This window comes from Maribacter sp. Asnod1-A12 (genome assembly GCF_045063735.1).
Lineage (GTDB): Bacteria > Bacteroidota > Bacteroidia > Flavobacteriales > Flavobacteriaceae > Maribacter.
Map to the genome: position 1 here is coordinate 942,262 of NZ_JBEFNZ010000006.1, position 15,858 is coordinate 958,119.

Below are 15,858 nucleotides of genomic sequence, written 5' to 3' on the forward strand. Positions count from 1 at the left end.
GTTCAAGAATATAGTATATGAGACAGACAGCAGGAAAAAAAAGCAAAAATTGAAAAGAATTGAAGAGCATTGCTATCGAAAATAATTACAATTGGTTAACGTTCTATGTTTAAGGATTAATTTTTATTTTAATATCGAGCTGTTTTTTCTCTTTACATCAAATTTTTTCCTAATCCAGCGTTGCATAGGTTTTTCAAACTTTAAAAAAGTTACATATGACAGTGGTAGTAATAAGACAAAAAATAAAATAAAAAACCACCGAGTTAAATAAAATCTATCTTCTAAAATGCCATAGCTAACAGCATAAACAGCCAATAATTGTAACGGAAAATGTAGAAGGTACGATGAATACGTAATATCACCAATCCACGATAAAGATTTTAATGAACCAATAACTTTACTAGAACTATGATAACTAGATATTTCAAAAATGGCTAAAGAAGCAACAGTTGATGGAAAAAGAATATAAATGGGAAACATTACAACTACAGACTTTCCTAAAAATCCATATGCAATTAAGTTTTCACTAAACTCGACCAAATAAATATTGGTTATTACTAGAATCCATGATACGGCACATACTACATAAATCAGATAATTGTATCTGAAATATTTGGAGGTCATAAGCCGTATGAATTGATACAGCACACCGCCGAAAAAAAATGAGGTTAACCCCACAAAAATGCTATGGTCTGAGAAAAAACTGCTAACGACAAATGCCAAGAGCGAAATGGAAATACAGAAAAAAAAGTTTCCTATTTTTTTTACGGCTACAATAAAGAATATAAAATAAAGCAATATTTCAATTGAAACTGACCACACAGGTCCATTGAATGACCAGCCTTGTTCAATACCCCATTGCGAAGCGAAAAAAAGATTTAAAATAAAGTGATATAAGTCATTAAATTCATAAACGAAATAAGTTCCTTCTCGTGAAAAATAAAGTAATTGCAAAAAGAGTACAATCATAAGTGTTAAAAAATGGAGCGGATACAACCTAGAAAATCGAGCTAAAAAAAAGTCTTTTATACTTACTCTTTTAGTCTTAACAGCATCATAATATATCCAAAAAAAAACAAATCCAGAGAGCAGAAAAAAAAACTGAATACCGCGCCCACCTTGCTCATAAAAAATTCTCAAAAAAGAGTAAAAAGGTTGTGAAACCCTGTCAAAATTCTGATCTAATAAGGTGCCATTATAATAAAAATGTTGCCAATGCCATAAAATAACAGCTATAGAAGCAAAAGCTCTGGATATATCCAGAGCATATAATCTTTTTGGCCAATTTAGATTTTTCATATTAATTTCTAAGTTTGTAGATAGGCATGCATTTTCATTGAAAAAATTTTATTCAACCAATAGAATTTTTATAAAATTTAAATAAACTGTGTCGCAGTATGGTTATAAGACTTACGATAATTTGTATGTAATATAGATAAGGAAATTAGTATTCCGAACAGTGATAACAATCGATAATCAAGAAAGCTATAAACGGTTGTAAATGCCACCAAAAAAGCTACAATTGAACAGAGAACAAATTTTACTTCAACCATAGCCGAATGATTCATAAGCCTTAAGAAATTTTTAAAAACTGGACGCAAAATAAGTATAAAAAGCAAGACAAATGCTATTATACCATGCTCAACAAGTATTTTTAAATAGCCATTCTCCGGTTGGCTAAAATAATAATACTTAACACCAGGTTCAATAACTATATTTAAATCTTGATAATAAGTCATGATGTATTTTTGATAGTTACCCAATCCTATACCAATTATTGGATTATCTTCAATCATTAGCATTGTTTCTTCCCAAATAGCTTCTCTGAAAGACAGATCTTCTCCAACATTATCCGTTCTCCCTAAAATTGCTATGCTGGGTTTAGCAACTATAACTATTAGCATTGTAATAGCGGCAAGTGAACCAATAATCAATTTTGTACGAAGATTGGCCATTAAAAAAATAAGTACTGTACCCACTAATAGACCACCTAATGCCGAACGACTACCTGCTAAAACGACACATAACGCCATACAAATAAATCCAAGAAATCTTAAATAGTTCACTTTTCTTATACTTGCTGTTCCATATAAAAAAAGAAAACTTCCCATAGCTAAAAATTGTCCATTTGTTTGTGAATCTGCAAACAAACCAGGGAATCGAGTTGTACTAATAGATTCTCCTCGAGCATTTCCATGCACAGCGGAATAATAAGTTATCTCTTGGCTAACGGACATTTGAAGAAACATAGCAACCATGGCTACTACAAATCCGATTTTTAAAAGGTGTACTAATTCAAACCTACGTGTAAAATCTTCATATAAATACTTGATAAAATATCTTAAAAAAATAAAAATAGTAAATATAGGATATAGTGTATATAATTTTTCATCTGGGAAGCTTGAAGAAAATTTACCAAATAATGTAATACTTATAAAAATAACAACCATAACTAGATAAGTCATATTAGTCCTTTTATTTTTTAAAGTAAGGAATTCTTTAAATAAAAAAATGAAAGCCGTTAAAGCTAAAATATCAAATACTTTGACAAAGCCATATTCCAATGGTAATAACTTAGTGTCAGTAAATGGCAATGAAAGAATTGTGAACTTAACATAAGTTTCAACCGTAGGTTTTTTTATAAAAAAAAACAAAAAAAGCAAAATGATAACAAACGCTATAATGTATTGTAGCATAATTAGTTAAAAAAGTTTTGAACTATTCTTTTAAAACGAACTAAAAATGAATTTTCTTGAAATTCTACAGAATCGTCATAACCATACCCATATCCATACCCTTGTTTAATCACACCCCTAATTTTAACCCCATTAAAAATGAGAGTGCTCTTTTCAAAACCTTTTCTAAGTACAGTTTCATCTATATGTTGCAATACAAATTTAGGTGTATGATCATGTCGAATAACAATAACTGTCTTATCTACATATTGGGCTAAAATAGTAGCATCTGAAACTAAGGTTGTAGGCGGTGTATCTATAATTACCGCATCATATTCTTTTTTTATAGCAGCTATAAATGTTTTCCAATAATCACTAACCAATAGATTTGATGAATCTAATGTTTTTGCACCCGCTGGAAACACCGTTAAATTTTCTGCTTTTTGTACACCAACCTTCAATGACATCCCATTATTTAATACTTGACTCATACCCATATCATTCTCTAATTGAAATAATTGGGTAACACCAGCCTTTCTTAAATCCATGTCTATAAGTGCCGTTTTTTTACCAGATAATGCTAAAGTCATGGCTAAATTAGAACTAACATAACTTTTACCTTCCCCAGCGATACTAGAAGTTATCATAACGGTTTGTATCATTTCACCACCGTCATACATGTGCATATCGGTTAAAATACGTCTAAACTGATCTACAATAAAAAGATCTTTATGTTGAGATACCAATAATTTTTCTTTTGGTTTATCTACAAAGGCCAACTCTCCCAAAACAGGTATTGCTGCATCCAATTCTAAATCTGAGCGAAATAAGACTTTAGTATTCAGAAGCTCCCTGCCTGCAACCCATACCAGCCCTAAAACTAATGGCATCAACATACCAATGAGATATATAAAAGGCTTCTTAGGTGACACTGGTCTAATAGAAGCCTCAGCTTTTTCAATTACCCTAACATTACCTAAGGTTGGGGCATAAGACAGTGCAGTTTCTTCCCTTTTTTGTACTAGAAAATCATATAAATCTTCAATACTTTTCTTTCGCCTATTAATTTCTAAAAATATACGTTCTTGCTCGGGCAATACATTAAGCGCTTCATTATATTTACCGCTATTGGTAGACAAACTACTTTTACTAGCCTGTAAGTTAGACTTTTGACTGCGAACATTCTCGAGAATACTAGGTCTTATATTTTCTATTCTATTTCTTACTACGGTCAACAATGGATTATTTTCTGCTGTAGTCTTACTTAACTCTCCATATTCAATTTCCGCATCATATAATCTTTGTAATAACTGCCCTAGAATAGGATCGTTCACCCCTAAAGTGGAAGGCACAATACCGCTAGTTTTATTTTTTGATATTACATAGCGCTCCACCTTATTTAAAACCGAAAGCTGAAGATCTATTTCACCTATTTGACGATCATAATCACCCACATTTTGAAGGTATAAATTACCTTGCTCTCCTAAATTAATGACACCTTCTTTAGATCGATACTTTTCTAGGTCCTTTTCAACTTCCTGAAGATCTTTACCCACAACCTCCATTCTTTCATCAATGAAATTAAGGGTATTTGAAGCCAATGAATTTTGAGAGGTTACTGTTGCTTTTTTATACGATTCTATAAGTTGATCTACAATTTCATTTCCCCTCTCCGGTATAGCATCAGTGTAAAGAATTTTAACAACAGTAGCAGATTTACTAGCCGCACCAACATATAAATTACTTACTATTTGATTCACCTTCAGCCTTGGCGGAATGATTTGAAATCTAAACACTTTGTCATTATCATACTTTTCATAACCATTAGGAAGAAATTTTAGTACACTACCACCAAAAGGATTACTTACCCAAGTATCGAACGGTGTACCTTCGCCATCCATATACACCATGCCTTTTTCAAAGTCTACAGAAAACTCAACATCATCAATATCAGAATCAACGGGTACATCTGATGGATCCATTAAAACTATTTTAACTGGAGCATCTTTATAATATACATGTTCGTTAAAAAAACCATTGGTAAATATATTTGCATATAAACCTAAAGTGTTGACCACATCTTCAACAACATCTTTTGATTTAATAACCTCTATTTCATTTTCTACAATTTTCTTTGACTCAAAGACATTAAAAGATTCCATCAATTGCGATTGATCTACACCTTTCTTTTCATCATTGACAATTAAAGCACCAGAACTCTCAAACTTTGGTACTGTATTCCATATATAAAATTGAGCGATTACCAGCCCGACAAAACCCAAGACCACAAATAGAGGCCAAAATGGTAAAAATTTTTGGAGAATGATATGAAATAGGTTTTGCTGCCTATTATTTGCCATTTGAAATTCAGACATAATATTGTTTTAAACTATTTTTTCAATACTTATCGCAAGAGCAGATCCCATTAAAAAATGCCGTAACTTAGTAATGAAAAATTTTAATTAAAATTTACTATAGTTATTACCGCTAAAGAAATTGCACTTAGCACTACCGGGATCCATGGTCGTACTACACTTGATTCTGCCACTTTTGAAGGTCTTGGCTCTACGTATATAACATCATTAGATTTTAAATAAAAATAAGGTGAACTTAAAATTTCACTAGAGGTAAGGTCCAGATGTTGTAATATTTTATTATCACCCACTTCACGAATTAACGAAACCCGCTCTTTATTACCGTAAATGGTAATATCACCGGCTAAACTCAAAGCTTCTAAAACCGATATTTTTTCACTCGGTACTATAAAAGAGTTAGGTCTTAATACTTCACCAAGTACCGAAACCCTAAAATTAAGTACACGCACATCTACAATAGGTTCTAACAACAATTTCTTATCTGTTAACATAGTAGTTATATGGTCTCTAAGTTCTTGCTTTGTTTTACCAATGACCTCAATTTCACCTAATATAGGAAAACGAATATTGCCGTGTCTATCAACCAAATACCCAGAAGCTTGCCCTAAAACACCACTTACCATTGCCGTATTCGCCCCTACTTGGTTAGAAGTATTGAACATAGCGGCCGCTTCTTTATTTACACTGCTTACCGAAATACTTAACAAATCGTTCTCTCGTAATGTATCTTCTAAATTTTCATGGACCGAAGAATTATATATAGAATCTGGAGCTTCATAAAAATATGTTGACTTTTTCATATTGCCGCATGAAACAAACATTAGTATAAATAGCACCCCAACAAAATTTCTGAATTGTAGATTGGTAAAATTCAAGAACATATTTTTTATCTTTTTCATATCATTTTAATTACATCGATATCGTATTAAGGCAAAAATACTAATATGCCTTTTCTTCTCCTTTAAATATATTATAAACTGTATAAAATATAATTTGCAAATCTAAGCCCATAGACCATCTTTCTACATAGAAAATATCTAAACGCGTACGGTTCATAATATCTGAAGGCTTAACAATTTCGCCTCTATATCCCTTTATTTGGGCCAAACCAGTTATACCTGGCTTTACAAAGTGTCGTACCAAGTACTTATCTACAGATTTTTCAAAATCACTGGTATGCACTACCATGTGTGGTCTGGGACCAACGATACTCATATCTCCTTTAAATACATTTATAAATTGCGGTAATTCATCTATACTGGTTTTACGAATAAATTTACCAATACGCGTAACACGCATATCACCCTTTTTAGCCATCTGCGAATCAGACTCCATATTTACTGTCATAGAACGATATTTATAACACCAAAAAGTTTTTCTTTTATACCCATGCCGTAATTGTTTAAAATAAAAATCACCAGGGGAATCTAATTTTATTAAAATATATAAAATAGGTGTTAACCACGAGAGTATGCATAATATGACCATACCAGAAAAAGCGATATCAAATGCACGCTTAATAATACGACCATATTCGGTATCTAAAGGTACATTGCGTAAATTAAGTACCGGTGTGGTATTATAGGTTTCAATAGACATTGCACGGTTAAAAACATCCATATCATCTAATATCACCTTAAAACGAATCAAATTATTATCTGCAAAATCAACAAAATTCTTTAGTTCAGACTCATTGAAATTAGAAGCCACACAGTAAATGATATCAACATCATAATCTAAGATATAACCAAATGAATTAACAACCTCACCTAAATATGTAGGGCTTTTGGATGGTCTATCGGAGAAATAACCCATGTAATGATACCCAAAAGTAGGGTTATCAAAAACCTTTCTAATTTTTTTCAAATTACGATCACGCCCCAGAACGACAACTTTAACATTGTTACCGCCGACAACCCTAAACTTACCTCTTACCCAAAAAAATACAACCCTATACCAAAACAACGCTAGAGATAAAATACCATAAACTAAATATTGATAGTGAACGGAAGGTATTCTTTCATCTTTAATTGCAAACAAGGCAAAATAGGAAAGAAAATAAACGAAAAGAACTTGTATGATTTTGTGGAACCTTGTAAAAAAAAGCTCTTTTCTTTCTGTGGTATAGTAGTTCAAGAAAAAAGTAACCAGTAGCCAACTAATGCTGTAATACGCTATATTAAATGCATTAAAATATGTTTCTGGAGTTAAAATGAATAACACTCCATTTATAATACATAAGTGCAGTATTATAGATACAGGTATTATAAAATCTGAATTTCGATATTTCATTTATTGATAAGGGAAAACTTTAATATAGATATGGAATAATAACAAAATTATTCTTGGCAATATTTGTAAAATTTAATCATAGTTACAATTATATTCGACGAAGAAAATCATTTACATGATAAGTTAACCTTTTAAAAAGATTTGTTATTTTCTTATAGTGCAAAGCACGATTAATGCTTACTATGTGAAACATCATCGAATTTTAAAAGCCGCTAAATTATTTAGAAAATGACCGTTGACTTTTACAAAAAAACTCAATTAGTCTTAGATAATTATGACTTTTATTTCAGGTAGTTCAACGGCTCCGCCGTTAAATCCACATCATAATTTTCACACTTTTAAGATAGTGCATTGTTTAGATTAGATTAGTGTTTATTTTTTTGCCTTTACTAAGTTTTTTGATAGAAAAAACTTACAAATACTTCGTTTTAAGCAAATTAATAGTTATGGTAGGGCAAATAAAAGTAATTTGAAAGAAATAAAAAAGATAAGATGCGTAATTAAGACCAATTGCACAAAAAGTGGTCAATTATGAACTCTATCAATTAAAAAAGGCGGTTTAATTAGTGATTCGAAATCCTATTCTAATAAAATACGCGAATAAACAGTCGACAGAAGCACCTTAGTTAAGCTACATCTCTAATTTTAGCTAGTAACACAATACCTAAACCATTTAAAACAAGTTTTAATTCGTTTTTTCGAACTTCTTGTATGGTAGCTTCTTTATCTTTAAAAGCTCCTTTTTCTATTTTAATAAGTTTTCCTTTTTGTAAATGCGAAGCTGTTACGTTGCAGACCGAATCATCAGTCATCCATCTACGAATTACTTCGATTTCAACATCGCGTACAATAGCAGGTTTACCTAACCAATACAGATATTTTTTAATATGAGAAGTTAGAAATACAGTATCTCTATTAGACTCTTTTATTCTAACGAATATATAGTTTTGAAAAATTGGAACTTCAACTGTTTTTTTACGATCACTCCATTGCCTAATTTCTTTCTTTAAAGGACAATAGATTTCAAACCCATGATTTTCTAGAATCTTCGCCACCTGCTTTTCGTGATTACGCTTAATCACTAGAACAAACCATTTCAATGAATCAACAAGGATTTTATTATTTTCGTGCATCTATGATGGGGGCGCCTTTAATGTTTTAATAAACTTAGTTTATGTGATGATAACGAAGTTTACATGTATATATTACACATAAAATTATACTATTAAAATATAAGTCATGAAATATCTTGCCATTTATTTTATGATATAGGTTGACCCAACATCTAAAAAAGATTTCAAATCCATATACCACGACCTTTTGAGCTAACTTTTAAACCAAAAGCAACCACAAAAACCCGTAAATTGCTCTCATGAAAAAACTAATTCAAATTATTGGCGCTTGGTATGGAGCTAAGAAAATAGGCGGTGGAAAATGCGGTTGTATTGGAACCTTTTTTGTATTTATCCTTCTTTATTGGATATTCGGTTATGTATTAGAGGCTTTCTAAATTGGTTACTTCGGCTAGGCTCAGCACAAGTGTTAATTGTTGGTTTTTGCGCTGGGTGCTTTTCGCCTCGTCCTGAACGATTCACTCGATGATTATTTTTGCGCTTTACGAGTGGCATATTGCGAATAGCGAACTGCGCTTCCTCTATTCTCTAACTTCTATTTTCTCTTCTCCAATTTTCTTTTGATCAAAAACCTTAATGCTGGTTTTCATATCGGCATATCTAGGGTCTTGTATAAAGTCTTGCTTTTGCATTTTAATGACCTCTATACTCAAGAAACCGAATTCACTGACCACCTTTCCATAGAACCTATAAATGCCTCTTCCTAGAAACATATATTTTTTAGCAACGGGCGGAAACAGCACGGTATCAAAAACTTGCCCTTGTTGATCTAATAACGTAGCAAAGAACATAGCTTTACCTTTATGTGTTCTGGTTCGCTTTACCGTTATCAAATATCCATAGATATCAATATTCTTATTCAGGTAACGTTCCAAATCTTTACTGCCCGAACTATTTAATGGTGTTTCTACCAAAAGCTCAAACGGACTGCATAAACTGAACCCTAACAACTCTAACTGCGTAAAAGCGACTTCTAAATTGGTACTATATAATGACGGAATCTCAAAATGTTGGTGCCGTGGTGCAAATAATTTCGGGTGGTCTATCTTTTTGGTCTTGTTCAAAAACAAATGTGCTTTCCATAGCAGTTCATGTTTATTGGTTTCCGTAAACCTGAAAGCATCAATTCGTATTAGAATACTGACTTGTTCTATGGAAATAATCAATCTATCCAAAAAATCTTCCAACGATATAAAATCACCTTTTACAAAGCGTTCTTTTAAAATACGCTCCATTACCCGTTGTTCCAATTCCCGTAAATAGCCTAATCCTAAATACAGATCCTTAACGTAAATACGATTATCCGCATTACTTCTATTTACGCAAGGTGGATGAATTGTTGCCCCTAACATACGGGCTTCGTGTACGTAGAATTCGGGTTTATAAAATCCACCACCATTATTGAGCACCGCCACCATAAATTCTAACGGATAGTAGGCACGCAAAAACAAACTCTGATAACTTTCTACCGCATATGATGCCGAATGCCCTTTAGCAAAAGCATAGCCTGCAAAACTTGCAACTTGATCCCAAATCTCTTGAATGAGCTTCTCTGCATATCCTTTTCTACGGCAGTTGTCCATAAATTTATCTTGCACTTTTTGAAACTCCTCTCGCGAACGAAACTTACCGCTCATTCCGCGTCGTAATACATCAGCTTCACCCAAGTCTAAATCTGCAAAATGGTGTGCTACTTTTATCACATCTTCTTGGTAGACCATAACTCCGTACGTCTCTGGCATAATTTCTAACATCACCGGGTGCGCCAATTCCTCTGCCCTGCCCTTATTACGATGGCGAAGAATGTATTCACGCATCATTCCGCTTTTAGATACTCCCGGGCGAATTATAGAACTTGCCGCTACCAAACCCAAATAGGTATCTACTTCAAGCTTCTTCAATAACATCCGCATGGCGGGAGATTCCACATAAAAACAACCCATACACTGTGCTGTTTTCACCAAATTATTGATTTTAGGATCTCTCTTAAATGCCTTAATATCATGAATATCGAACTTGGCAAATTCTTCTGGTCGGTCGCGTTCTAAAATATCAAGTGTCTCCTTTATTTTTGAGAGTCCGCGTTGAGCAAGAATATCGAATTTAAAAATACCGACATCTTCGGCAATAATCATATCAAACTGCGTAGTCGGGAATCCCTTTGGTGGCATATTGGTCGCCGAAAACCAGTGAATAGGTTTCTCGGTAATTAGAATTCCGCCTGCATGAATACTCAAGTAATTGGGCATGCCATGTAGCAGCTGTGTGTATTTCAAAACCAAAGCCGATATATTATCTAATCTACTTGCCTCAACATTACCATTACATAATAGATCTATTTCATCTTTTGGTAGCCCAAATACCTTACCCAGCTCTCTGATTACTCCCCTAGATTGAAAAGTAACATAGGTCCCCAAGAGCGCCACATTCCCAAATCGGTTAAAAATATACTCCGTCATAACCGGTCTGTCGCGATGCGAGAAATCAATATCGAAATCGGGCGGATTTACACGATACAGATTAATAAAACGCTCAAAATACAGATCTAGCTCCATAGGATCTACATCGGTAATAAAAAGCAAGTACGCCACTATACTATTGGCTCCGCTACCCCTACCCACGTAAAAGAAATTCTGTTTTCGAGCATGAGTGATGATATCCCAATTGATGAGAAAATAAGACACAAAACCCATCTTTTTAATGAGGTACAGCTCTTTCGCTAAACGGTCCAAAACAGTCTGGTCAATTTCTGAATAACGCTTGGGCAATCCCTCTTGGCACAATTGTTCTAAAAATACCTCATCTTCTGCCTTACTGCCCAAATAGGTACTTAAGTTCTGTGTTTCTCGCCCTTCGGTAAAATCGAAATCTATAGTACAGGCATCCATCAACTGTTGAGTATTCTCTAAAATAAAGCTGTGTTCAGAAAAATGCGCCGCCAAATTAGGTATCGCATACATGTGTTCATCATCGCGAGCCTGCTCGGTAACCGACAACATACTCAGCAAAGTATTTTTATCAATGGCACGAAGTAATCGGTGTGCATTAAAATCGCGCTTGTTTCTAAACGTGACTGGTTGTAGCAATACAATTTTATCTCGTTGTTCTAATAACCTTGAAAAACGAAGTCGTTTTAACTCATTAACGGAAACCCCTATAAACTCATGTGCTGCAAAGACTTTCTTTTCACTCTCCAATACTTTCTCAAAGGGATAAATAACAAACACATCTTGAAACTGCGGAGCGATTTCTGGAATCTTCTTTTCGTTATGAATGTGATGCGACAAAAAATCATTGAGCTCTAAAAACCCTTCGTTATTCTTTGCTACACCAACAAAGCATGGTTCCACTCCGTTTCTGAAATCGATACCCAAAATAGGTCGCACATCATATTCGGGTGCTTTACGAACAAAGTTTAAACAAGCCGATGTATTATTTATATCGGTCAATACCAATTGTGTAATACCATGCTTTTTTGCCAATTGCAAAAGCTCAATCTCCGAGAAAGTCCCGTAGCGAAGGCTGTAGTATGTGTGGCAGTTTAGGTACACTTTTTTCGTTGTTCGTTGTTGGTTGTTCGTTTTTTGCGCTTTGCTTTTTGGTTGACGGTTGTTGGTTGTCGGTTGTTCGTGTTTGCGCTGTTCGCTTGACGCTACGCGCAGTGTGCTTTTTTTTTGCGTGAGGCGCTAAGCGTGCTGCGCAATGCTCTTCTTCTTTTCTCTCCTTTCTTAAACAATACTTCACTTCGGCTACGCTCAGTGAACGGGTGTCGTCTTTGCGAGGTATTTTCACCGAAGCAATCTGCCGAAAATGGGTACTAGGGATAATCATTATCACCCCAATTTAGCAGATCACTTCGTCGATCCTCCTCGTGAAGACGTACTTGCGCTTAGCGTGTGGCGCAAAAAACCAACAACCGACAACCAACAACCATCAACGAACAACGAACGAACAACCAACAACTAGATTTTCCTATGCGCCAAAACCACAGGTGGCAATCCGTTAAAAGGGTTATGCATTCTGCCTATTGTTTTTGCTCCCATACCCGATGCCCGCAATACACTTTTGTCTCCGTAGCGTTTTCTGATATTGTCCATAGCGTTATAAAGACTTAGAATTTCTTCGGTATCATCAAACAGATTAATCTGATAATTACCGGACACTAAATGACTGAAACGTATACCAATTAACCGAACTAATAACCTACGGTTATATAAGGTCTTGAATAGATCTAAAATTTTAGGTATTAGAATATGGTCGGCACTACTATACGGTATGCGCATTTGCTTTGAATAAGTATTAAAATCGGAATACCGAATCTTTACCGAAATACAAGCGGTCAGTTTTTCGCCCCTTCGTAATTGGTACGCCAAGTTTTCGGTCATAGCAATGAGAATACCTCGTAGTCTGTTTACATCAATAGTGTCTTTGTTAAAAGTTCGTTCTGTAGAAATAGATTTTCGCTCACAGAACGGAATTACAGGCGTATTATCAATTCCATTAGCACGCTTCCATATTACTCCGCCATTAGCACCCAACACCCTTTGCATTACCTCCATGGGCATTTCTTGTACGGTTCGTACTTGTCGCAAACCAAGGTTCCGTAAAGTCTGATAAGTTTTATCGCCCACCATTGGTATTTTTTTGATGGATAGCGGTGCTAAAAAAGGTTTTTCCAATCCCTCATCTATCTTTAATTGATTGTTTGGTTTCGCCTCGTTCGTCGCTACTTTAGAAACTACTTTATTAGCTGATAATCCGAAAGAAATTGGGAGTCCGGTTTCATTGATAATCTTCTTACGCATTTCTGATGCATACTGGTAACAACCAAAAAAACGATCCATACCGGTGAGGTCTGCATAGAACTCATCGATACTCGATTTTTCGAAAACAGGAACATACTCTTTTATGATTTCGGTTACTATATCTGAATGCTTACTGTAGTCACCCGCATTACCACGAATTACAACAGCATCAGGGCACAGTTCACGCGCCATTTTCATGGGCATACCAGAATGCACTCCAAATCCGCGGGTTTCATAACTGCACGCAGCTACTACTCCGCGATCTCCCGTACCGCCCACTAATAATGGCTTATGCTGTAATTCACGATTGTTTAATCGTTCTACGGATACATAAAATGTATCTAAATCTATATGTAAAATGGTTTTGCTCATAACTATCCTTTAAAATTCGGGATAGCTAAATTATGGATTATTTCCAATTATTAGGATTATTTCCAATATTTAACATCAAAATTAATTTAATGTTATGCAATGGTTAATGTAAGAATTTACATCAATAATGGCATATCAATTGATAGTGCCTAAGTGAACATAAAACATACTTTCTATGAAAACAATTTTACTGATTACCGCCATCTGCGTTACCACTTTTTGTGCCGCACAAGAAACCGAAGAAAAACAAATTATCGAAAAAGGGACTTGGAACATTACTGGTAAGACCTCCATAAATTTTTCGAATAGTACGGATTATAGTTATCCAACATCTCTTTTTTTTGGTGATACCAGAGAAACATCAAGTAGCTCAATTTTAATAACACCGTCTTTTGGCTATGCCTTTAAAGACAATATAAGTTTGGGGTTAGGTTTACAGTACAGAAATTATACTTCTGAAGGCACCATAAGTGATGACATTACTAGTAATTCTTCAAAATCAACTCAACACGGTTTAGGAATAGCCCCTTACGTAAGAGCTTATAAAGGTATAGGGAAACAACTTTCTCTCTATTTACAAGGCGAGGCAAATTATTTTAAATCTTGGAATTCCAATAAACTGAATAATCAAAATGACCAAAATGACTATAACATAAACACTATATTTATTGGAATACGCCCAGGCATTACCTATTTCTTAAATAAAAAATTAGCAATGGAAGTTAACTATGGTTCTTTAGGATACTCTTTTTCAGAACTTAAATACGATGCAGGAAATTATTCAAAAAACAACAATTTTAACCTCAACCTAAATACATCTGGCCTATTATTTGGGGTCGCTTATTATTTTTAATGGCAATTTAAAAACCCTGCCACCCAACTAACGGTGACAGGGTTTCGAACAAACACCCTATTAAATTTTACCTAAAATATCCCGGACCAAAGACTCCGTTCTGTGCTATTACAATAGGTGTATATGCACGATCATTTCCAAAAATATTGTTGAGCCAAATAACATCACCTGTATTAGCGTCCATAGCAATTAAACCTACATCTTCGTCACTATCAGAACTAGCGTTAATATTATGCCCATGAAAGTAAAGCATACCATTAGCGTATACCGGGGTAGTATCACAAGAAACACTATCTCTATACCAGAGCTCCTCCCCATCAGATAGTCGTAATGCAAAAGGTCTACCGTTAGTAGCGATAAAAGAAGTTCCTTTTTCATGAACACCAAAGACAACATTTTCTACGACGGTTGGCGACCATAACGTATCAAAACCAGTTTCTTTTCCCCATATAAAAGCACCTGTTTCTTTATCTAAACAATACAGTGCCGAGTGAATAGTATCATCTGCAGGTATCCCACCAAACAATACTTTATCTTCAGTTACTTGGGGCGCACTAACACCCTCGGCTTCAAAAGACCAACGCACCTGTAACGTACTCAAATCTATAGCGTACATGTTCTTCGCTGGCAGGTATAACATATTATTCTCTATAACCGGCACAGAAGAAATATCATTAGGCAGTTCTACTTTACTAAGCAAAGCACCAGTTTCTTTATCGAGCACATGCATGTACGCAGGGTAATACTCCAAAAAATCTTCTTCACTAAAAATGTACACTTTATCTTGATAAACAATTGGTGTCGTAGCCTCATTTAAGACATCATCCAACTCCCCATTTAAATCTGTAGAATAATGCCATTTTATATCTCCAGAACCTTCAAACAACGCTACAACTACCCCGTAACCACCAGAAGTATAACAAATACCACCTTCACAATTGGTATTGGAAATACCCGAAGCATTATGATATTCTAACATGGGCGTATCCCATAAAAAACTATTCGTATTTACATCAACGGCATTGACCGAATTATCATCTGAAGCTATATAAAGCACCCCGTTACTATAATCTGGCAAACTTTCAGGATAAATATAATCTGGAAGCGTATACACAATTTCCTCTTCTCCAGTAGTAGCATCTAATTTAACGATACTTTCATCCCAAGTAGTCATAATAAAACTATTCATAACAGGGTCACCAGAAACAATTTTATTTCCTTGTTCTGGATTAATGACTTCTCCGTCTTCATTCAATGCTACCTCAGCATCTTTTGTACAACCTATTATAAAAATGCTTAGAAAACATAAAATAAAAAAGCTGCTAGATTTTATATAATTCTTCATCTCTCGTA

General features: G+C 34.4%; 11 protein-coding genes. 2 read left to right on the plus strand and 9 right to left on the minus strand.

Annotated features, from left to right (window positions below; genetic code table 11):
- Positions 1–123: 123 nt before the first annotated feature.
- The 6 genes from ACJJVP_RS03895 to ACJJVP_RS03920 all read right to left on the minus strand — a co-directional run bounded on the left by ACJJVP_RS03895 (position 124) and on the right by ACJJVP_RS03920 (position 8,475).
- Complete coding sequence (locus ACJJVP_RS03895; RefSeq protein WP_405410908.1) at positions 124–1,299, minus strand: acyltransferase family protein; 1,176 nt, start codon at positions 1,297–1,299, stop codon at positions 124–126.
- 77 nt (positions 1,300–1,376) lie between these two features.
- On the minus strand, positions 1,377–2,696 hold the full coding sequence (locus tag ACJJVP_RS03900; RefSeq protein WP_405410910.1) for an O-antigen ligase family protein: 1,320 nt from the start codon (positions 2,694–2,696) through the stop codon (positions 1,377–1,379).
- A 2-nt stretch (positions 2,697–2,698) separates the two neighbouring features.
- A complete protein-coding gene (locus tag ACJJVP_RS03905) occupies positions 2,699–5,050 on the minus strand; it encodes a GumC family protein (RefSeq protein ID WP_405410913.1) in 2,352 nt (783 codons plus the stop codon).
- An 83-nt stretch (positions 5,051–5,133) separates the two neighbouring features.
- Positions 5,134–5,850, minus strand: coding sequence for a polysaccharide biosynthesis/export family protein (locus ACJJVP_RS03910; protein WP_405410915.1), 717 nt, complete (start codon positions 5,848–5,850; stop codon positions 5,134–5,136).
- A gap of 139 nt (positions 5,851–5,989) precedes the next feature.
- On the minus strand, positions 5,990–7,342 hold the full coding sequence (locus ACJJVP_RS03915) for an exopolysaccharide biosynthesis polyprenyl glycosylphosphotransferase (protein WP_405410918.1): 1,353 nt from the start codon (positions 7,340–7,342) through the stop codon (positions 5,990–5,992).
- A gap of 626 nt (positions 7,343–7,968) precedes the next feature.
- Positions 7,969–8,475, minus strand: coding sequence for a UpxY family transcription antiterminator (locus ACJJVP_RS03920; protein ID WP_405410919.1), 507 nt, complete (start codon positions 8,473–8,475; stop codon positions 7,969–7,971).
- Between the two features lie 239 nt (positions 8,476–8,714).
- Here ACJJVP_RS03920 and ACJJVP_RS03925 point away from each other — a divergent pair, with 239 nt between their 5' ends.
- Positions 8,715–8,852: a hypothetical protein gene (locus tag ACJJVP_RS03925; RefSeq protein ID WP_405410920.1), complete on the plus strand. Its 138-nt coding sequence runs from the start codon at positions 8,715–8,717 to the stop codon at positions 8,850–8,852.
- 144 nt (positions 8,853–8,996) lie between these two features.
- Here the strand turns inward: ACJJVP_RS03925 and ACJJVP_RS03930 are convergent, their stop codons facing one another.
- On the minus strand, positions 8,997–12,026 hold the full coding sequence (locus ACJJVP_RS03930) for a DNA polymerase III subunit alpha (RefSeq protein ID WP_405410923.1): 3,030 nt from the start codon (positions 12,024–12,026) through the stop codon (positions 8,997–8,999).
- A gap of 411 nt (positions 12,027–12,437) precedes the next feature.
- On the minus strand, positions 12,438–13,652 hold the full coding sequence (gene dinB / locus ACJJVP_RS03935; RefSeq protein WP_405410926.1) for a DNA polymerase IV: 1,215 nt from the start codon (positions 13,650–13,652) through the stop codon (positions 12,438–12,440).
- Between the two features lie 175 nt (positions 13,653–13,827).
- On the opposite strand from dinB, the gene ACJJVP_RS03940 reads away from it, so the two are divergent.
- Positions 13,828–14,505, plus strand: a complete 678-nt coding sequence (locus ACJJVP_RS03940; RefSeq protein WP_405410928.1) for an outer membrane beta-barrel protein — start codon at positions 13,828–13,830, stop codon at positions 14,503–14,505.
- A 67-nt stretch (positions 14,506–14,572) separates the two neighbouring features.
- On the opposite strand, the gene ACJJVP_RS03945 is transcribed toward ACJJVP_RS03940, so the two are convergent.
- Entirely contained in the window at positions 14,573–15,850 is a 1,278-nt protein-coding gene (locus ACJJVP_RS03945; protein WP_405410930.1) for a PQQ-binding-like beta-propeller repeat protein, read from the minus strand.
- Positions 15,851–15,858 lie beyond the last annotated feature (8 nt).